Annotated in this window: 17 protein-coding genes; 14 read left to right on the forward strand and 3 right to left on the reverse strand. The window is 67.7% G+C overall.

What is annotated here, in order from left to right; all coding sequences use genetic code 11:
- The first annotated feature begins 11 nt into the window (after positions 1–11).
- From K1Y73_RS00290 to K1Y73_RS00330, 9 genes are all read left to right on the forward strand, one after another.
- The gene (locus K1Y73_RS00290) at positions 12–677 is read left to right on the forward strand and encodes a response regulator transcription factor (protein ID WP_225025906.1); all 666 of its coding nucleotides are present in this window, start codon (positions 12–14) and stop codon (positions 675–677) included.
- Positions 677–2,044 carry a sensor histidine kinase gene (locus K1Y73_RS00295; RefSeq protein ID WP_225025907.1) on the forward strand — a complete coding sequence of 456 codons (1,368 nt, stop codon included), beginning with the start codon at positions 677–679 and terminating at the stop codon, positions 2,042–2,044. Before K1Y73_RS00290 ends, K1Y73_RS00295 begins: the two co-directional genes overlap by 1 nt.
- Before the next feature lie 255 nt (positions 2,045–2,299).
- Positions 2,300–3,862, forward strand: a complete 1,563-nt coding sequence (locus tag K1Y73_RS00300) for an ABC transporter substrate-binding protein (RefSeq protein ID WP_225025908.1) — start codon at positions 2,300–2,302, stop codon at positions 3,860–3,862.
- 139 nt (positions 3,863–4,001) lie between these two features.
- On the forward strand, positions 4,002–4,973 hold the full coding sequence (locus tag K1Y73_RS00305; protein WP_225025909.1) for an ABC transporter permease: 972 nt from the start codon (positions 4,002–4,004) through the stop codon (positions 4,971–4,973).
- Position 4,974: 1 nt separating this feature from the next.
- A complete protein-coding gene (locus K1Y73_RS00310; protein ID WP_225025910.1) occupies positions 4,975–5,859 on the forward strand; it encodes an ABC transporter permease in 885 nt (294 codons plus the stop codon).
- Positions 5,856–6,833: an ABC transporter ATP-binding protein gene (locus K1Y73_RS00315; protein WP_225025911.1), complete on the forward strand. Its 978-nt coding sequence runs from the start codon at positions 5,856–5,858 to the stop codon at positions 6,831–6,833. The genes K1Y73_RS00310 and K1Y73_RS00315 overlap by 4 nt, the downstream gene beginning before the upstream one ends.
- Positions 6,830–7,819, forward strand: coding sequence for an ABC transporter ATP-binding protein (locus tag K1Y73_RS00320; RefSeq protein WP_225025912.1), 990 nt, complete (start codon positions 6,830–6,832; stop codon positions 7,817–7,819). The genes K1Y73_RS00315 and K1Y73_RS00320 overlap by 4 nt, the downstream gene beginning before the upstream one ends.
- Positions 7,820–7,856: 37 nt before the next feature.
- Positions 7,857–8,936, forward strand: coding sequence for a serine hydrolase domain-containing protein (locus K1Y73_RS00325; RefSeq protein WP_225025913.1), 1,080 nt, complete (start codon positions 7,857–7,859; stop codon positions 8,934–8,936).
- Between the two features lie 82 nt (positions 8,937–9,018).
- Entirely contained in the window at positions 9,019–9,954 is a 936-nt protein-coding gene (locus K1Y73_RS00330) for a LysR family transcriptional regulator (protein WP_225025914.1), read from the forward strand.
- Between the two features lie 37 nt (positions 9,955–9,991).
- On the opposite strand, the gene K1Y73_RS00335 is transcribed toward K1Y73_RS00330, so the two are convergent.
- A complete protein-coding gene (locus K1Y73_RS00335; RefSeq protein ID WP_225025915.1) occupies positions 9,992–12,475 on the reverse strand; it encodes a heavy metal translocating P-type ATPase in 2,484 nt (827 codons plus the stop codon).
- Between the two features lie 135 nt (positions 12,476–12,610).
- On the opposite strand from K1Y73_RS00335, the gene cueR reads away from it, so the two are divergent.
- Genes cueR through K1Y73_RS00350 form a run of 3 tightly spaced genes read left to right on the forward strand, consistent with a single transcriptional unit; the run spans position 12,611 to position 14,903 of the window.
- Positions 12,611–13,054: a Cu(I)-responsive transcriptional regulator gene (gene cueR / locus K1Y73_RS00340; RefSeq protein WP_225025916.1), complete on the forward strand. Its 444-nt coding sequence runs from the start codon at positions 12,611–12,613 to the stop codon at positions 13,052–13,054.
- A gap of 9 nt (positions 13,055–13,063) precedes the next feature.
- Positions 13,064–13,396: a hypothetical protein gene (locus tag K1Y73_RS00345; protein ID WP_225025917.1), complete on the forward strand. Its 333-nt coding sequence runs from the start codon at positions 13,064–13,066 to the stop codon at positions 13,394–13,396.
- Between the two features lie 43 nt (positions 13,397–13,439).
- On the forward strand, positions 13,440–14,903 hold the full coding sequence (locus tag K1Y73_RS00350) for a multicopper oxidase family protein (protein WP_225025918.1): 1,464 nt from the start codon (positions 13,440–13,442) through the stop codon (positions 14,901–14,903).
- Between the two features lie 28 nt (positions 14,904–14,931).
- On the opposite strand, the gene K1Y73_RS00355 is transcribed toward K1Y73_RS00350, so the two are convergent.
- Entirely contained in the window at positions 14,932–15,399 is a 468-nt protein-coding gene (locus K1Y73_RS00355) for an Lrp/AsnC family transcriptional regulator (protein ID WP_225025919.1), read from the reverse strand.
- Between the two features lie 144 nt (positions 15,400–15,543).
- On the opposite strand from K1Y73_RS00355, the gene K1Y73_RS00360 reads away from it, so the two are divergent.
- Both K1Y73_RS00360 and K1Y73_RS00365 read left to right on the forward strand, forming a co-directional pair.
- On the forward strand, positions 15,544–16,947 hold the full coding sequence (locus K1Y73_RS00360) for an aminotransferase (protein ID WP_225025920.1): 1,404 nt from the start codon (positions 15,544–15,546) through the stop codon (positions 16,945–16,947).
- Between the two features lie 134 nt (positions 16,948–17,081).
- Positions 17,082–18,485, forward strand: a complete 1,404-nt coding sequence (locus K1Y73_RS00365) for an aldehyde dehydrogenase family protein (protein WP_225025921.1) — start codon at positions 17,082–17,084, stop codon at positions 18,483–18,485.
- Between the two features lie 159 nt (positions 18,486–18,644).
- Here K1Y73_RS00365 and K1Y73_RS00370 read toward each other — a convergent pair whose 3' ends face one another.
- Entirely contained in the window at positions 18,645–20,207 is a 1,563-nt protein-coding gene (locus K1Y73_RS00370; protein WP_225025922.1) for an ABC transporter substrate-binding protein, read from the reverse strand.
- Between the last annotated feature and the right edge of the window lie 7 nt (positions 20,208–20,214).

The raw sequence follows: 20,214 nt of genomic DNA on the forward strand, positions 1-20,214 counted from the left end.
AAAGGGGTTTCATGCGGATCGTTCTGGTGGAAGACAATCTCAGCCTGGCAAAAGGTATCGAAAATGCCCTTAAAGATCAAGGGCATGCGGTTGACCATCTGGACGATGGGCTGGATGCGGATGCATTTCTGGCGCGCCAGCGCGCCGATATCGCGATTGTCGATGTCAACCTTCCGCGCCTGTCCGGGATCGAAATCATCCGCCGCGCCCGGGCGCGGCGCGACACACTTCCGATGCTGATTCTGACCGCGCGGGGCAAAACATCGGAACGGGTCGAGGGGCTGGATGCCGGGGCCGACGACTATCTGGTCAAGCCCTTCGACATGGAAGAGCTGATCGCGCGGCTGCGCGCGCTGGCGCGGCGGCGCCCCGAGGTCGCGCTGCCGCGCGAACCTGTCGGCCAGCTGATCTATGACCGCGACCAGCGCATCGTGCTGCATGGCGATCGCAATCTGGACCTGCCCCGGCGCGAGCTGGCGCTGTTCGAGCTGCTGCTGGAAAACCGCGGCCGGCTGATCGAGAAGGACCGGATCTCGGACGCGCTTTACGGCACCGGCACCCCGGTCGAGCCGAACGCGGTCGAGCTGCTGATCTCGCGGCTGCGGCGCAAGATCGAGGGCACGGATGTGACGATCCGCACCGCCCGCGGGCTTGGCTACATGCTGGATGGCGGCTGATGTTGCGGCGCCTGTCGCTGCGCGGGCGGCTTTACCTTCTGCTGATGCTGCCGCTGATCCTGGTGGCCGCCGTCGCCTCTTTCGCGCGCTATCAGGCCGCGAACCGGCTGTCGCAGGAACTGTATGACGACACGCTTCTGGCCGTTGCGCTGACGATCTCGCGCGATGTGGTGCTGTCGGAAGGCGACATGCTGACCGAGACGCTGCTGGAAGACCTGACGGATGCGCTTGGCGATCCGGTCTATTACCGGATCACCGGGCCGGGGGGCAGCTTCGTGACCGGCTATTCCAACCCACCCGATCCGCCCGAGGGGATGGAACCCGAAGGCGGCGCGCCGATGTTCTATGACAGTGTCTCGCTGGGCCAGACCGTCCGCGCTGTTGCCCTGCGCGAATTCATCAGCGAACCGCAATTCGGCGGCTGGGTCACGGTCGAGGTCTGGCAGACCACCACCCAGCGCCATGCGCTGTCGCGCGAACTGGTGATCCAGTCGATCCTGCTTCTCGGCTCGCTGATCGTCACCGCGGCGCTGATCCTGTGGTTCGGCATCCAGCTGGGCCTGAAGCCGCTTCTGGATCTGCGCGAGGCGATCGGCCAGCGCAGCGCCGACGATCTGCGCCCGATCCGGCGCTGGGTTCCGCCCGAACTGCGCCCGCTGGTCCAGACACTGAATTCGCTGTTCGACCGGCTGTCCCAGGCCATCGCCCTGCGCGACGGGTTCATCTCCGACGCGGCCCATCAGATGCGCAATCCGGTGGCGGCGATCCAAAGCCTGGCCGAGGCCGCGATCAGCGCCCCGAACGAGACCGAGCTGCGATCGCGCGTGCAGGATGTCGCGGCCAGCGCGCGCCACACCAGCCGGCTGACCTCGCAGCTTCTGTCGCTGGAACGGGTGCGCGGCCGGGGCCTGCGGCTTTTGGCCAAGCCGCTGGATCTGGTCGCCCTGCTGCGCGACAAGATCCGCCCCTTCGCCGAAACCCAGCTGCGCCGCGATGTCAATGTGGGCTTCTCGGTCACCGGAACGCCCGTGCCCGTGCATTGCGACCCGGTCCTGATCGAGGAATTGGTGGCGAATATCCTGGACAATGCGGCGAAATACGCCCTGCAGCCCGGCGGGCAGCTGGAGGTCTGTGTCAGCTTCGAAACCGACACGGTCCGGCTCAGCTTCACCGATGACGGCCCGGGCATTCCGGCCGACCTGCAAGAGCGGATCTTCGACCGTTTCTTCCGCATCGACGCCGACCAGACCCTGGGCTGCGGCCTGGGCCTTGCGATCGTCAATGACGTGGTTCAGGGCCATGGCGGCCGCGTCCGCTGCCTCTCGACCGGCCAGGGATCGACCTTTGAGGTGACCCTTCCGCTCTGACCGCCGCCCCGGCGGTCCGGCACGGCGCCGATCCCGTTCGCGACACGGGTCTGTCGCCCGCAGCAAAGGCCGCCTGCCGGCCGCTTTCTTATTCATCCTATGGATCGAATGGGAAAATATTATGAATTTGATAAATGTGACACTTTGATTATGCAAAGCCATCGGCATGGGCCGATTCACGATGACGCTAGGTCAGTCGACTGTCCGTTCTGGCGCAGGGGTCGTCCAGCGGGCCTGAAGTTTCGGAGGGACGAGATGAAATTTCGACGCATACTCTATTCTGCCCTTTGCGCGGCAGCGCTGGCCGCGCCGGTCGCGGCCGAGGATCTGACGATCGGTGTCGGCGGCACGGCCACCTCGATTGACCCGCATTTCTACAATGCCTCGCCGAACAACAGCATCGCGATGCAGATCTTCGACCGGCTGACCGAACGCAGCGCCGCGGGCAAGCTGCTGCCGGGCCTGGCCGAAACCTGGGAGCCGGTGGGCGAAACCGAATGGCTTTTCACCCTGCGCGAGGGCGTGAAATGGCATGATGGCGTGGCCTTCACCGCCGATGACGTCGTCTTCACCTTCGACCGCGCGCGCGACGTGCCGAACAGCCCCGGCGGCTTCGGCGGCTTCCTGCGGGCGGTGGCCAAGGTCGAGGCGGTGGATGACCGCACCGTGAAGATCACGACCCACGCCCCCTCGCCCAACCTGCCGGGCGATCTGGCGAATATCGCCATCGTCTCGCGCCATGCGGGCGAAGGCGCCGACACCACCGATTACAACTCGGGCAAGGCCGCCATCGGCACCGGCGCCTTCCGCTTCGTCGAATTCCGCCAGGGCGACCAGATCCGGCTGGAACGCAACCCCGACTGGTGGGGCGGCGAGGTGGCCTGGGACAATGTCACCTATCGCGTCATCTCCAGCGCGGGCGGCCGCACGACCGCCATCCTGGCGGGCGATGTCGATATCATCGACACCCCGGCCGCCGCCGATATCGCGCGTCTGCAAGGCACTGATGGCATCAAGGTGACCAGCACGCCGGGCCTGCGGGTGATCTATCTGATCAGCTCGCCCCAGACCGGCGCGCCGATGAAGTTCATCCGCGGCCCCAAGGGCGAGGAACTGGCCGAGAACCCGCTGGCCGATGTGCGCGTGCGTCAGGCGCTGTCGATCGCGCTGAACCGCGAACTGATCGTCGACCGGATCATGGAAGGCACCGCCAAGGCTTCGGGCCAATGGCTGCCCGAGGGCGCCTTCTCCTATTCGCCCGACATTGCGGTGCCGGTGCAGGATCTGGAAAAGGCCAAGGCGCTTCTGGCCGAGGCGGGTTATCCCGACGGGTTCCAGCTGACCGTGCATGTCCCGAACGACCGCTATCCGAATGCCCCGGCCGTGGTGCAGGCGGTGGCGCAGATGTGGACGCGGATCGGCGTGCAGACCTCGGTCGAGGCGCTGCCCTGGACGACCTATTCGGCGCAGATGAAGGACTTTGCGGTCAAGCTTGTCGGACTTGGCAATGCCACCTTCGATGCCAGTTCGATGCTGATCAACGTTCTGGGCACCGCCGACAAGGAACGTGGCCTGGGCGCGTCGAACGACACCGGCTATTCCAATCCGAAGCTGGACGAGATGACCGCCGCCGCGCTGACCATCTATGACGATGCCGAACGCGAAAAGGCGCTGATCGCCGCGGTGAAGGTTGCGCTGGACGATGGCGCGGTGCTGCCGCTGTACCAGCAGACCAACACCTGGGCGATGCGCGCCGGCCTGGCCTACGAGCCGCGGATCGACGAACGCACGCTGGCCAAGGACGTCAAGCCGGAATAGGGCCCTCCCCTGGTCCGGGGCATCGCCCCGGGCCCCTCCTGCCCCGCGCGGCCTGTGTCGCGCGGGGCGCATTCCCCGACCGCCATGATCGACACGGCGCGCGCGCGCCCGGTCGCGGGGCTGTCAGACCGGACATAGAATGACACTCTGGATCTTTCAAAGACTCCTTCAGGCGGCCCTGGTCGCGCTGGCCATGGCGGCGCTGCTGTTCCTGGCGCTGCAGCTGATCGGCAGCCCGGTCGAGACGCTGCTGCCCGCCGAGGCCACGCATGAGGAACGGCTGCGGCTGATCCGCGATCTGGGCCTGGACCAGCCGCTGCACATCCAGTTCCTGATGTTCCTGAAGGGGATGGTGCAGGGCAATCTGGGGGTCAGCTATGTGTTCAAGGAACCCGCCGTCGCGCTGATCCTGTCGCGCCTGCCCGCCACGCTGGAGCTGGCGCTGTTCGCGGTGCTGCTGTCGCTGATCATCGGCCTGCCGCTTGGGCTGATCGCCGGGCGCCGCCCGCACAGCCTGACGGCGCAGACGATCATGACCGGCTCGATCCTGGGCTTCAGCCTGCCGATCTTCTGGGTCGGCATCCTGTTGATCATGATCTTCAGCGTCTGGCTGGGCTGGCTGCCCAGTTCCGGCCGCGGCCAGACGGTCATGGTTCTGGGCGTGGGCTGGTCCTTCCTGACCTGGGACGGGCTGCGCCATCTGATCCTGCCCGCCTTCAGCCTGTCGCTGTTCAACATCTCGATGGTCACCCGCCTGACCGAAAGCGGCGTACGCGAGGCGATGTCCAGCGAATATGTCAAATTCGCCCGCGCCAAGGGCCTGGCGCCGCGGCGGATCCTGACCGTGCATGTGCTGAAGAACGTGATGATCCCGGTCGTGACCGTGGTCGGGCTGGATATCGGCACGACCATCGCCTTTTCGGTGGTGACCGAAACCATCTTTGCCTGGCCGGGCATGGGCAAGATCATCATCGACAGCATCGCCGCGCTGGATCGGCCGGTGATCGTGGCCTATCTGATGCTGGTGGTGCTGATGTTCGTGCTGATCAATCTGGTCGTCGACATCCTGTACCGGCTCCTCGACCCGCGCATCCGCCTGCAGGGAGAGTGAGATGAGATCCGCGTTTTCCGCATTCTTCCGCTTCCTGCGCGTCTATGCGCGCTCGCCCCTGGCGGTGATCGGGCTGATCGGCACGGTTCTGGTGCTGCTGGCCGCGATTTTCGCCCCCGTCCTGTCGCCGCAGAACCCCTATGACCTTCTGCAGCTGGACATTCTGGAAAGCCGCCTGCCGCCCGGCGAACAGGCCTATGCCGGCTTCACCTTTCTTCTGGGCTCGGACGGGCAGGGCCGCGACATGGTGTCCGCGATCCTGTACGGGCTGCGCATCAGCCTGATCGTCGGGATCGGCTCAGCCGCGCTGGCCTTTGTTCTGGGCACGCTGTTCGGGCTGACCGCCGCCTATATCGGCGGCCGGGTCGAGACCTTCATGATGCGGCTGGTGGACCTGCAGATGTCGGTGCCGACCATCCTGTCGGCCCTGCTGATCCTGGCGCTGCTGGGCAAAAGCATCGGCAATGTCGTGCTGGCGATCGTGATCGTCGAATGGGCCACCTATGCCCGCACCGCGCGCGGCACCGCCCTGTCGCAGATGCGCCGCGACTATGTCGAGGCCGCCAAGGCGCTGCGCATGGGCCATGCCAACATGATCCTGCGCCAGCTTCTGCCGAACTGCATCTCGCCGCTGATCGTGCTGCTGACCATGCAGATCGCGCGCGCCATCACGCTGGAGGCCACGCTCAGCTTTCTGGGCCTGGGCGTGCCGATCACCGAACCCTCGCTGGGCCTGCTGATCTCGAACGGCTACGAGCTGATGCTGTCGGGCACCTATTGGGTCAGCCTCTTCCCCGGCATCGCCCTTCTGGTCACCATCTTCTCGATCAATCTGGTCGGCGACCGGATGCGCCAGATCCTTGATCCGAAGGCCGCTCAAAGATGACTGCCCCCATGCTGGAGATCCGCAACCTGCGGACCGAATTCGCCACCGATGCCGGCCGCGTCACCGTGATCGACGAGGTCAGCTTCACCCTGAACCGCGGCCAGGTGCTGGGGCTGGTCGGGGAATCCGGGTCGGGAAAGTCGGTCACCGGCTTTTCGATCATGGGGCTGATCGACCCGCCGGGCCAGGTCAGCGGCGGGCAGATCCTGTTCAAGGGCGAGGATCTGCGGACGCTGCCCGAGCCGCGGATGCGGGCGCTGCGCGGCAACCGCATCGCGATGATCTTCCAGGATCCGGCGATGACGCTGAACCCGGTGCTGCGCATCGACACCCAGATGATCGAGACGATCCTGGCGCATGAGAAGGTCAGCAAGACCGTCGCGCGCGACCGCGCCCGCGATGCGCTGGGAATGGTGGGCATCCCGAGCCCCGAAGAACGGCTGCGCGCCTATCCGCACCAGTTTTCGGGCGGGATGCGGCAGCGCGTGGCCATCGCCATCGCCCTGCTGCACCGCCCCGATCTGATCATCGCCGACGAGCCGACAACCGCGCTGGACGTGACGATCCAGGCGCAGATCCTGGCCGTGGTGCAGCGGCTGGCGCGCGACCATGGCACCGGGCTGATCTGGATCACCCATGACCTGTCGGTGATTGCCGGCCTCGCCGACCGGGTGGCCGTCATGTATGCCGGCCGGATCGTGGAACATGGCGATGTCGATACCGTCATCCGCACCCCGCGCCATCCCTATACCCATGGGCTGATCGGCAGCCTGCCCTCGCGCAATCCGCGCGGCCAGCATCTGAAACAGATCACCGGCACCACCCCGGCCATCGCCGCCCTGCCCCAGGGCTGCGCCTTCCGGCCGCGCTGTGCGCGCGCGACCGAGGCCTGCCTGGCCGCGCCGCCGGTGACGCAAACCGAGGGCCGGCTTCTGCGCTGTTTCCATCCCGTGACCGAGGGAGAGGCCGCATGACCCCGCGGATCGAGATCACCCATGTCAGCAAGCGCTTCTCGCGCAAGTCCGAACTGGTCGAGCGTCTGGCCGAACGGGCGGGGCTGAAGGCGCCAAAGCCGGTGGTGCATGCGCTGGACGATGTCAGCCTGACGGTTGGCAGCGGCGAGGTGGTGGGGATCGTCGGCGAATCCGGCTGCGGAAAGTCGACGCTGGGCCGCATCGTCGCCGGCATCCTTGACGCCAGCGCCGGCGAGATCCGCTACAAGGGCCAGACCCTGGCCGAGATGCCCGACCGGCAGGCCGCGCAGGCCCGGCTGGACGTGCAGATGATCTTTCAGGATCCGTCCTCGTCGCTGAACCCGCGCCATCGCGTCGACGAGATCGTCGGCGCCGCCGCGCTGCGCCATGGCAAGACCACCCGCGCCGGCCTGGCCGATTACGTCGCCGAGCAGATGCGCCGCGCCGGGCTTGATCCGGCGATGAGCCGGCGCTTCCCGCATCAGTTCAGCGGCGGGCAGCGCCAGCGGATCGGCATCGCCCGCGCCCTGGCGGTGCAGCCCGACATGCTGATCTGCGATGAATCCGTGGCCTCGCTGGATGTGTCGATCCAGGCGCAGATCCTGAACCTGTTCATGGATCTGCGCCGCGACCTGAACCTGACCTACATGTTCATCAGCCACGACCTTTCGGTCGTCGAACATATCTCGGACCGGGTGGTCGTCATGTATCTGGGCCGGATCGTCGAAGAGGCGCCGGTGGCCGAGCTGTTCGCCCATCCCGCGCATCCCTATACCCGCGCGCTTTTGCAGGAAATCCCGCAGCTTGACACCAAGCGGCGCCACTATGCGCCGATCAAGGGCGAAATCCCCAGCCCGCTGGCCCCGCCCTCGGGCTGCCATTTCCACCCGCGCTGTCCCCTGGCCATGCCGCGCTGCGCGCTGGAACGGCCCGAACTGCGCCAGATCGGCCCGGCGCATCGCTCGGCCTGCCATCTGAACGACTGACCCAAGCGGTCGAACCGAACTGAAAGAAGGAAAGACCATGTTTTCTGCATGCCTGAACGCAGCTGACCCCAAGAAGGCGGTCATCCCCGGCGCCGACTGGCAGCAGGTCGCCGATCCCGAAGCCCTGGGCCTTGATGCGGGATTGCGCGCCGAAGCGGATGCGGCGCTGGATGCGCTGCCCACCACCTCGTTCATGGCGGTCAGCGGCGGCGAGGTGCTGTACAGCTATGGCGACGTGTCCGAGGTCAGCTACATGGCCTCGACCCGCAAGAGCATCCTGTCGATGCTGATGGGCAAGCCGGTCTGCGAGGGCAAGATCGACCTGGATTTGACCATGGCCGATCTGGGCATCGACGAGGCCGACGGGCTGTTGCCGATCGAAAAGACCGCGCGGCTGCGCGATCTTCTGATCAGCAGCTCGGGCGTCTATCACCCCGCCGGCAGCCCCGGCGGCGACATGAAGGATGTGCCCGCGCGCGGCAGCAAGACGCCGGGCCAGTATTTCCATTACAACAACTGGGATTTCAACGTCCTGGGCGCGGCCTTCGAACAGTTGACCGGGCGCTCGGTGTTCCAGGCGCTGGACGAGGATCTGGCCCAGCCGCTGCAGTTCCAGGATTTCGACCGCAACCGCCAGCGGATGCTGGGCTATAACGGGCAGTCGCGCTACCTGGCCTATCACCTGTTCCTGTCGGGCCGCGACATGGCCCGCATCGCGCTGACCATGACGCGGCAAGGCGCCTGGGGCGCGCAGCAGATCGTTCCGGCCGAATGGGTGGCCGAAAGCACCAAGATCCGCGTCCCGGCCGAGGCGATGAACGGCAGCCGCAAGCCCTGCGTGGCGGGCTACAGCTATCTGTGGTGGATCCCGGTCGTCACGCCCGAAACCCCCGAATGGCAGGGCGCCTTCGTTGCGGCCGGGCATTTCGGCCAGTTCATGCTGGGCATGCCCGCGATCGACATGGTCTTCGTCAACCGCCGCGCCATTCCCGACGAGATGGCCATCGCCCGCAACAATGGCAGCTTCACCGACGAGCCGCCGACCGTGACGATGGAACAATTCCTTTCCGTGGCGCGCAAGTTCGTGACCGCCCGGCTGAAGGCCGCCAAGGGCTGAGCGCAGACATCCCCGGATCCGGCCGCCGCCGCGGCCGCATTCCGGCTTGCCCGCCCGAAGGGCCGCGCTGTACATCAACGGAATGCAGCGTTTTCCTCTGGGCGGGCTCGACCTCAATCTGCTGAAGGTGCTTTACGCACTGGCGGTCAAGGGCAACATGACCCAGGCCGGCGATTACATCGGCCTGTCGCAGCCCGCGATGAGCCACGCCCTGAAGCGCCTGCGCGCGATCACCGGCGACCGGCTGTTCCTGCGCAATGCCCGCGGCCTGACCATGACCCGGCATTGCGCCGACATCTTCCCCGGCGTGAAGCGGATCATCGAAGAGACCGAGGCGGTGATGCGCTCGCATCAGGCCTTCGATCCGGTGCAGTCGCCGCGCACCTTCCGCATCGGCATGAACGATTACTTCTCGGTCGTGCTGATGCCGCGCCTGTTGGAACGCATCCGCCGCAGCGCGCCCAATTGCGTGATCGAGGTGCAGCACATGCCGCGCACCATCACCGGCCCCTTGCAGGGCAACCGCACCCTGATGCAGGACTATCTGGACGATGGCACGATCGACGTGGCGGTGATGACGCTGGATTCGATTCCGGCCCGGTTCCAGTCGATGCCACTGTTCACCGAAAGGCGGGTCTGCATCATCTCGGCCGACAATCCCGTCGTGCAGTCCGATTTCACCTTCGAAAAGCTGCTGGAACTGGGGCATGTCAAGGTCACCTCCTCGCCCAGCCGCCGCGGCTGGATCGACGAATACCTTGACACGCTGGGCCGCAAGCGGCGGGTGGTGGCGCTGGTGCCGCATTTCTCGGCCGCGGTCGCCATTGTCGGGCGCAGCGATCTGGTGGCGATCATGCCCGAAAGCGTGGCGCGCCTGTTCGAGAAATCGCACAATCTGATCCTGCTCGACCCGCCCTTTCTGGAACAGAAGCAATCGACCAGCATGATCTGGCTGGCCGAGAACCAGTCCTCGCCGCCGAACCGCTGGCTGCGCGACGAGATCGCGGCCTGTTTCTAGGGCCGCGATCCCGGCTGCTCGGGGGCGGGCCGCGCCGCTACAGCCGCACCCCGCGCAGCCGCAGCGCATTGCCGATCACCGAGACCGAACTCAGGCTCATCGCCGCGGCCGCCACGATGGGCGACAGCAGAATGCCGAAGACCGGGTACAGGATGCCCGCGGCAAGGGGCACGCCGGCCGCGTTGTAGATGAAGGCGAAGAACAGGTTCTGCCGGATGTTCGCCATCGTCGCCCGGGCCAGATGGCGGGCCCGCAGGATGCCGGTCAGATCGCCCTTGACCAGCGTCACCCCCGCACTTTCCACCGCCACATCGGCGCCGGTGCCCATGGCGATGCCCACATCGGCCGCGGCCAGCGCCGGGGCGTCGTTCACCCCGTCGCCCGCCATCGCGACCGCATGGCCCTGGGCCCGCAACGCCGCGATCAGCTTGCCCTTGCCCTCGGGGCTGACACCGGCCTGCACCTGATCCAGCCCCAGGCTGCGCGCCACCGCCTGCGCCGTCGCCTCGGCATCGCCCGTGGCCATCACGATGCGGATGCCGTCGGCCTGCAGACCGCGGATCGCCTCGGCCGTGCTGTCCTTGATCCGGTCGGCCACGGCCACCAGCCCGGCCGCGGCGCCATCGACCGCCAGGAACATCGCCGTGCGGCCCTGCGCCTGCAAGGCACCCGCCCGCGCCGCCAGATCGCCCGGATCGACGCCCTGATCCGCCATCAGCGCCGCATTGCCAAGCGCCACGCGCTGGCCGCCCACGCGCCCCGTCACGCCCTTGCCGGTGACGGCGGCGAAATCCTGCGCCTCAGGCACCGCAATCCCGCGCGCCTCGGCCCCCTTCACGATCGCCTCGGCCAGGGGGTGTTCCGAGCCGCGCTCCAGCGCCGCGGCCAGGGCCAGAACCCGGTCCTCGGTCAGGCTGCCCGCCACCACTTCGGTCAGCGAGGGCCGGCCCTCGGTCAGCGTGCCGGTCTTGTCGACGACCAGGACATCGACCTTGGCCAGCCGCTCCAGCGCTTCGGCATCGCGGATCAGCACGCCGGCCTGCGCCCCGCGCCCGGTGGCAACCATAATCGACATCGGCGTCGCCAGACCCAGCGCGCAGGGGCAGGCGATGATCAACACGCTGACCGCCGCGACAAAGGCATAGGACAGCGCCGGGCTGGGCCCGAACAGCGCCCAGGCGGCAAAGGCCAGCACCGCGACCGCCACCACCGCCGGCACGAACCAGCCCGCCACCCGGTCGGCCAGCGCCTGGATCGGCGCGCGCGACCGCTGCGCCTGCGCCACCAGCGCCACGATCCGCGCCAGCACCGTCTCGGCGCCCACCCGCTCGGCCCGCATCACGAAACTGCCGCTGCGGTTCAGCGTGCCGCCCGTCACCGCATCGCCCGCGGCCTTTTCCACCGGCAGCGGCTCTCCGGTAACCAGGCTTTCATCCACGGCCGAGCGGCCTTCGGTCACCGTGCCATCGACCGGCACCGCCTCGCCCGGGCGCACCCGCAGCAGATCGCCCGCCCGAACCTGATCCAGCGGCACATCGGTTTCCTGCCCGTCGCTCAGCCGCCGCGCGGTCTTGGGCGCCAGATCCATCAGCGCCCGGATCGCATCGCCCGTGCGTTCACGCGCCGCCAGTTCCATGACCTGTCCGACCAGCACCAGGATCAGGATCACCGCCGTCGCCTCGAAATAGACCGGCACGCTGCCGCCATGCCGCATCGCATGCGGGAACAGATCCGGCGCCAGCAGCGCCACGACCGAGAACAGCCAGGCCGCCCCGGTTCCCAGCGCGATCAGCGTCCACATATTGGGCGCGCGGTTGGTGATCGAGGCCCAGCCGCGGCGGAAGAACATCCGGCACAGCACCAGCACGCCCGTCGCCAGCACGGCCTGGGTCCACAGGAACAGCGTCCCGCCCATCCAGTCGCGGAACGGCAGGCCGACGTGATCGCCCATCTCCAGCGCGAAGACCACCGCCGCCATCGGCGCGCCGATCCACAACCGCCGGCGCAGATCGGCCAGTTCCGGGTTGGGCCCGGCCTCGGCCGAGGGCATCATCGGCTCCAGCGCCATGCCGCAGATCGGGCAATCGCCGGGCCCGTCCTGCACGATCTCGGGATGCATCGGGCAGGTCCATGTGCTGCCCATCGGTGCGGCGGGCGCGGGCCGGTCGCCCAGATAGGTCTGGGGCGCGGCTTCGAATTTCGTCTGGCAGCCGGCCGAGCAGAAATAGAAGCGCTGCCCCTCGTGCTTGGCCATATGCGCGGCCGAGGCGCGGTCGACCGTCATCCCGCAGACCGGATCCGTCGCGGTCAGGTAGCTGTCGGGATCGGCGGCGAACTTGTCGCGGCAGCCGGCCGAGCAGAAATGAAAGACCCGCCCGGCATGGTCCAGCATCGGTTTGCCCTTGGCGGGATCGACGGTCATCCCGCAGACCGGATCACGGATCACCGCGGGCGGCGCGTCACCATGGGCATGGGCGGAATGGGCAGGGGCGGAATGGGTGTGGGTCGGGGTGTCGGTCATGGGAACCTCCTGAAGCCGGCAGGTCGTGTCGACACCCCATGTAGTCCTTCCAGTCACTGGAAGGTCAAGGGCCAAAACGCCCTTGACCTTCCCGACGTGGGAACCTTTATCTGCAGCCAGCACACGGAGGCCGCGATGAACATCAAGGATGCCGCAACGCTCAGCGGCCTGCCCGCCAAGACGATCCGCTATTACGAGGAAATCGGCCTGTTGCGCCCGGCGCGCGGCGCCAATGGCTATCGCAGCTTTGGCGAGCGCGAGGCGGCGAAGCTGGTCTTCCTGGCCCGCGCCCGGGGCCTGGGCTTCAGCATCGAGGATTGCCGGTCGCTTCTGTCGCTGTACGAAGACCGCAGCCGCGCCAGCGCCGATGTGCGCGCGCTGGCCGAAGAGCGGCTGGTGGAAATCGACCGCAAGATCCAGGAACTTCAGGGCCTGCGCGCCACGCTGTCGACGCTGGTGCAGCGCTGCCATGGCGACGACCGGCCGGATTGCCCGATCCTCGAAGATCTGGCCGGCCGTCCTGCGGCAGATGCGCCGGTCACGGCAAGGTCAGATGACAGCGCGGCGGCCGCGCGCTAATCTGCCACCATGCCGTCTTTCGCAGCCCTTTTCCGCCTGCTGCTTCTGGGCCTCTTGATCCTGGGCCTGGCCCTGCCCGCCATGGCCGCCACCCCGGATCGGCCGGCGCCGGTCGCGCTTCACGCCTGCCCCGACGCCCCCGCCGCCGAAGACCTGGCAGGCGCGGCCCCCGCGGCGCCCAAGGAAAACTGCCGCCAGCATTGCCTGGCCACAACGCTTCTGCCCGCGGCCGTCGCCCCGGCGATGGCCTGGGGCAAGGCCACCCCGCTGCAGCCGCTGCCCCTGGTCGAAGCCGCGCCCTCGCTGTCGCCGCAGCCCGAAGGCCACCCTCCCCGCCTGTGATCCCCGGACCGAGCCGTCTTTCGCGTTTTTCCCGGAGATCATCATGACCCACCTGTCTCGCCGCGGCTTTCTGGCCGCCTCTGCGGCAATGGCCGCATCCCTGACCCTGCCCGCCCGCGCCCGCGCCGCGTCCGAGGCCCTGACGCTTGACGCCACGACCCGCGTCATCGAGGTGCAGGGCCGCGCCGCAACCGTTCTGGGCCTGGTCGATGCCCAGGGCCGCCCCGGCCTGATCCTGCCGCCCGGCCAGCGCTTCCGCACCGATCTGACCAACCGGCTCGACATCGAGACGATCGTCCACTGGCACGGCCAGATCCCGCCCAATGCGCAGGACGGCGTGCCCAACACCAACCCGATGCTGAAGCCGGGCGAAACCCGCGCCTATGACTATGCCCCCCGCCCCGGCACCTACTGGATGCACAGCCATCTGCCCGAACAGGAAATCGGCATGCTGGCCGCGCCGCTGATCGTGCTGCGCCCCGACGAGGCCGCCGCCGACCGGCAGGATGTGGTCATGCTGCTGCACGATTTTTCCTTCCGCAGCCCGCAAGAGGTTCTGGCCGAAGTCGCCGGCGGCATGGCGATGGACCATTCCAGCATGGACCATTCCGCCATGCCGATGCCCGGAATGGGCGGAATGGACATGGGCGGGATGGATATGGGCGGCATGCACGACATGTCGGGCATGGCGATGGACCTGAACGATTTCGATTTCGACGCCTATCTTGCCAATGACCGCACGCTGGACGACCCCGACGTCGTGGCGGTCGACGCTGGCGGCCGGGTCCGGCTGCGGGTGATCAACGGCGCCGCGATGACCGCCTTCTGGATCGACCTTGGACCCGTCACCGGCCGGCTGGTCGCCGTCGATGGCGAGAAGGTGCAGCCCGTCGAAGCCAGCCGCTTCCCCGCCGCCCCCGCCCAGCGGCTGGAGATCGAGATCGACCTGCCCGCCGATGGCGCGGCCCTGCCGGTTCTGGCCCTGCGCGAAGGCGCGCGCGAGCGCACCGGGATCGTGCTGGCGCCGAAAGGCGCCCAGGTGCCGAGGCTGTCGGGCCTGTCCGAGGCCGATCACCCGCCCGTCTCCGGCGATCTGACGCTGGAACTGGCGCTGCGCGCCGCCTCGCCTTTGGCCAAGCGGCCGGCCGATGTCAGCCGGATGGTGATGCTGGGCGGCAGCATGCAGCCCTATCTCTGGACGATCGACGGGCGCGGCTGGGACGATCGCAGCCCGATCCCGGCCAGAACCGGCCAGCGGGTCGAGCTGATGTTCCACAACATGTCGATGATGGCCCATCCGATGCATCTGCACGGCCATGTGTTCCAGGTGGTCGAGCTGAACGGCAAGCGCTTTGCCGGGGCGTTGCGCGATACGGTGCATGTGCCGGCCATGGGCAGCGCCACCATCGCCTTCGATGCCGGCGAGCCCGCGCCCTGGATGCTGCATTGCCACCATATGGGCCATCTGGCGACGGGAATGATGACCGAATTCACCGTCTCGGCCTAAGCCGCCCTGCCTTACCCTGCCCTGCCGGTCAGATCGCCTCGATCGGCAGGGCGAAGCCCGCCTTGACGCGGTCGATGACGACCATGGTCTTGAAGCCCTTGATATCGCGGTTCTCATAGAAGAACCGCCGGGTGAACTGTTCGAAATCCTCCATATCGCGCGAGGTGACGACCAGCAGGAAATCGGCGTCGCCGGTGACGTAATAGCCGGTCATGATCTCGGGCGTCTTGCGGATCGCCGCCTTGAAACGGTCGATGATGTCGGTGCGTTCGCGCTCCAGCGACACTTGCACCAGCGTCGTCAGCCCCCGCCCCACCGCGCGCGGCGCCACGATGGCCACGTCGCCCTCGATCACCTTCGCCTCGCGCAGCCGCTTCATCCGGCGCTGGCAGGCAGTGGCCGACAGGCCCGCGATCTCGGCCAGCTGGTCGCTGGTCAGCCGGTTGTTCTGCTGCACCGCGCGCAACAGGCGCCGGTCGATCTCATCAAGCTGCATGCAGGATTTCCTCGCGCTACATCCTCACAACGCAGTAATTCTTCGTCCTGCGCCCCGCAAGCGCCGTATTTCCCGCACCGTCCCGGCTATCCTGCCGGCAATCGGGCCCCACCGCGTCGGCCCGCCCCCGGATGAGGACAAGCCATGACCCGCAGCATCGCCGAGATCGCCGAACTTGACCGCCGCAGCACGCTTCACCCCTTCACCCAGCTGAAGGATTTCGCCACCGGCAAGGCGGGCGACCCGGTCATCGTCACCGGCGGCAAGGGCATCCGCATCGAGGATGCGCAGGGCAATACGCTGATCGACGGGTTTTCGGGCCTCTATTGCGTGAACATCGGCTACGGCCGCGACGAAGTGGCCAAGGCGATTGCCGACCAGGCGCATAAGCTGGCCTATTACCATTCCTACGCCGCCCATACGACCGAGGCGCTGGCGGTGCTGTCCGACCGGCTGGTGCGCATGGCGCCCGGTCGGATGAGCAAGGTCTTCTACGGCATGTCCGGCTCGGACGCGAACGAGACCCAGGCGAAACTTGTCTGGTATTACAACAACCTGCGCGGCAAGCCGCGGAAGAAGAAGATCATCTCGCGTGAGCGGGGCTATCACGGCTGCACGGTCATCTCGGGCTCGATGACGGGGATGAGCTTCTATCACGACCATATGGATCTGCCGCTGGACCTGATCCGCCACACCGGCGTGCCGCATCACTATTGGGGCGCCGTGCCGGGCGAAACCGAGGAACAGTTCTCGGCCCGCCGCGCGCAAGAGCTGGAACAGCTGATCCTGCGCGAAGATCCCGACACCGTCGGCGCCTTCATCGCCGAGCCGGTTCTGGGCACGGGCGGGATCACCCCGCCGCCGGCCGGCTATTGGCCCGCGATCCAGGCGGTGCTGCGCAAATATGACATCCTGCTGATCGCGGATGAGGTCATCACCGGCTTCGGCCGCACCGGCGCGATGTTCGGCTGCGACACCTACGGGATCGAGCCGGATCTGATCACCGTCGCCAAGGGCCTGACCTCGGCCTATGTGCCGCTCTCGGCCGCGATCGTGGGCGAGAAGGTCTATCAGGTGATCGAAGAGGCGGCCGACCGGGTCGGCGCCTTCTCGCATGGCTATACCTATTCGGGCCATCCGATCGGGGTTGCCTGCGCCAATGCGGTTCTGGATATCGTCGAGCGCGAGGATCTGCCCGGCAATGCCAGGGCGACCGGCGCCTATTTCCAGGATCGGATGCGGCAGACCTTTGCCCAGCTGCCGATCGTCGGCGAAGTGCGGGGCGTGGGGCTGATGGCGGCGGTGGAATTCGTGGCCGACCGCGACCAGAAGACCCGGTTCGAAGCCGCGCAGAAGGTGGGCTACCGGGTCTCGGCCGCGGCGCGGGCGCGCGGGCTGATCGCGCGGGCCATGCCGCATGGCGATATCCTGGGCTTCGCGCCGCCCCTGATCACCACCCGCGACGAGGTGGACCAGATCGTCGGCATCGCCGAGGCCGCGGTGCGCCAGGTGATGGACGACCTGGCCCGCGACAAGGCGCTTGCCTGACCGCCCTTGCCTGAAGGCGCGCGGCGGCCCGCCCGCCGCCGCCTGATATTTCGCCTCTGACCCGTCCCAGCCCGGCGCGCCCGCGCGCCGGCTGCGCTGCTGCGCGCGCACCCCCTTGCAAGGACCGACCCGACATGACCGTTCCCGGCCTCCGGCCCGTTCCGGGCGAGATCGCCGTTCTGAACCCCTATGATGGCCGCCTGCTGGCGCGCCTGCCCGAAACCCCTGCCGCCGATGTCGCGCGGCTGCTGGACCGCGCCCGGCAGGGGGCCGCCGCCGCGCGGGCCCTGCCCCGCCATCGCCGGGCCGAGATCCTGGACCGGGCCGCCGCGCAGATCGGCTCCGAGGCCGACGCCTTCGCCCGCCGCATCACCGCCGAAGCCGGCAAGACCCTGCGCCAGGCCCGCAAGGAAGTGGCGCGCTGCATCAACACCCTGACGCTGGCCGCGGGCGAAGCCCGGCGCGGCGGCGGCGAGGTGCTGCCCTTCGATGCCCAGCCCGGATCTGAAGGCCGGATGGGCTGGTTCACCCGCGAACCGCTGGGCATTCTGGTCGCGATCACCCCCTATAACGACCCGCTGAACCTGGTCGCGCACAAGCTGGGCCCGGCCATCGCCACCGGCAATGCGGTGATCCTGAAACCGTCCGAGCTGGCGCCGCTGTCGGCGCTGGCGCTGGTTGAGACGCTGGTCGCCGCGGGCCTGCCCGAGACGGTCATCACCCCCGCTTTGGGCGGCGCCGATCTGGGTGCGGCCCTGGTCGCGGCGCGCGAGGTGCGGATGGTGTCCTTCACCGGCGGCTTCCGCACCGGCGAGGCCATTGCGCGGCAGGCCGGGCTGAAGCGGCTGGCGATGGATCTGGGCGGCAATGCGCCGGTCATCGTGATGGCCGATGCCGATCTGGACAAGGCCGTCGCCGCCTGCCTGTCGGGCGCCTTCTGGGCGGCGGGGCAGAATTGCGTCGGCACCCAGCGCATCCTGGTCGAGGCGCCGCTCTGGCCCGCCTTCCGCAAGGCCTTTGCCGAAGGCGCGGCGGCGCTGTCCTGCGGCGATCCCGCGCTTGAAACCACCGATCTGGGCCCGATGATCACCGAAGCCGCCGCCGCGCGGGCCGAGGCGCTGGTGGCGCAGGCCGTGGCCGCGGGGGCCAAGCTGCTGGCGGGCGGCCGGCGTCAGGGCACGCTGCTGGCGCCCACCGTGCTGGAGCAGGTACCGCAGACCTGCGCGCTGTGGCACGAGGAAATCTTCGCGCCCGTCGTGGTGCTGGAGCCGTTCGAGGGCTTTGACGCCGCCATCGCCCGCGCCAATGCGCTGGACTATGGCCTGCATGCCGGCATCTTCACCCGCAACCTGGACTGCGCGCTTGAGGCCGCCGACCGGATCGCGGCCAGCGGGGTGATGATCAACGATTCCTCGGATTACCGGATGGATGCGATGCCCTTTGGCGGCTTCGGCTATGGCAGCATGGGCCGCGAAGGCCTGCGCTTCGCCTGCGAAGAGATGACCCAGACCAAGGTGATCTGCATCAACCGCGCCTGAAACCGCGCCTGACGCGCCCCCTTTTCTCCCCCCTGGATGGGCCCGCCTCCGTGCGGGCCCTTTTTTTGGCCGCCGCCCGGCTGCGCCCTCCGGGCGCGAAACGTGAAAAAGGGGCGGCAGGTTTCCCCGCCGCCCCTGTGTCTTTCCGATGGCCCGGCCTTACTTGGTCTTGCTGACGCCCCAGCCGCGCGCGCGCCCGCCCGGCCAGACATCGTATCCGCTGACCGCGCTGCCCACCGCATCGACCTGCGGCACATACATCACCCCCATCACCGCCAGATCCTGCACCAGAAGCGCATGCAGCTTCTTGAACAGCGCCTTGCGCGCCTCCGGGTCCGAGGTCTGGGTGGATTCGATATACAGCTGCATCGCCTCGGGGCTTTCCCATTGGGTCGAGGCGCGTTCGGCCTTGTCGCCCAGGAACAGCCCGTACAGCAGCGACGGGTCAAGCCGCGGCGAATAGCTGAAGGATTGCAGCTGGAACTTGCCGCTGGAGTAATTGTCCAGCTGCGTCGCCCAATCCAGCACCTCCAGCTGGGCGTTGATGCCCGAGGCCTGCAGCATCGCCTGCACCAGCACGCCCACCTCATACATGCTTTGATAGCGCGTGTTGGTCTGGATGGTGATCGGCTCGCCCTTGTAGCCGATCTCGGCCAGCAGCGCGGCCGAGGCGGCCGGGTCATAGGCGGGCCATTCCAGGAAATCCTCGTCGAAGAACGAGCTGGCCTGCGCCACCATCGAGGGGTTGAACCCCGTCAGCCCGCCCGAGCGCAATTCGGCGATCTGCTTGAAGTCGATGGCCTGGATGATCGCCTTGCGCATCCGCACATCCGACAGAAGCGGGTCGGCGGTCTGCACCAGCACGGTCTGGAAGCCCAGGCCCTGCCCGGTCACCACCTGGGCGCCGTTCTTCTCGGCCTCGGGGATGTTTGCCGGCTCCAGATCCGGCAGCACGTCGATCTGGCCGGCATAAAGCGCGGCTTCCGCGGCGGCGGTGTCGGGGATGACCAGGAAACGCACCGCATCGACATGGGCGCTGCGGTCGCCGGCATAGCCGCTCATCGGCGCCTTGACCGGCACGTAATCCTGGAACTTCTGCAACTCGACATATTGGCCGCGCTTCCATTCGGCCATCTGGAACGGGCCCGAGCCGATCGGCGCCTCGGCCTTCCAGCTGCCATCGGCGGCGACGCTGTCGGGATGGGCGACCCAGGCATTGCACTGGATATTCGCCAGCTGCGCCAGGAACAGCGCATTCGGCGCGTCGATGGTGAAGACCACGGTGCGGTCATCCGCCGCCGCGACCGATTCCACCTTCATCCCCTGCGAGCCGTCGAAATAGGCGTTGCAGAACCAGTCGGCGCCCTGCGAAACCTTGCGCTCCCAGTTCCAGACCACATCCTGCGCGGTGACGGGCGCGCCGTTGTGGAACTTCGCCCCCTCGCGCAGGGTGAAGGTATAGACCCGCCCGTCCTCCGACACGGTCCAGCTTTCCGCCAAAAGCGGCCCGATGGTCAGATCGTCGCGATAGGCGACCAGCGTTTCGAAGATGTGGTGCAGCACCATGTCGGTATTGCCGTCACGGTTCACGCCATCGGTCGCGCGGATATCGGCATTCAGCCGGATCACCAGCTTGCCGCCTTCGGTCGCGGTTTCGGCAAAGGCCGCCGCGCCCGTCGCAGCGGCAAGCCCCGCTGCGAGGATCAGTGATGTCAGCTTCATTCTGTTT

The sequence above is a fragment of the Xinfangfangia pollutisoli genome (assembly GCF_020179405.1).
Taxonomy (GTDB): Bacteria; Pseudomonadota; Alphaproteobacteria; order Rhodobacterales; family Rhodobacteraceae; genus Pseudogemmobacter; species Pseudogemmobacter pollutisoli.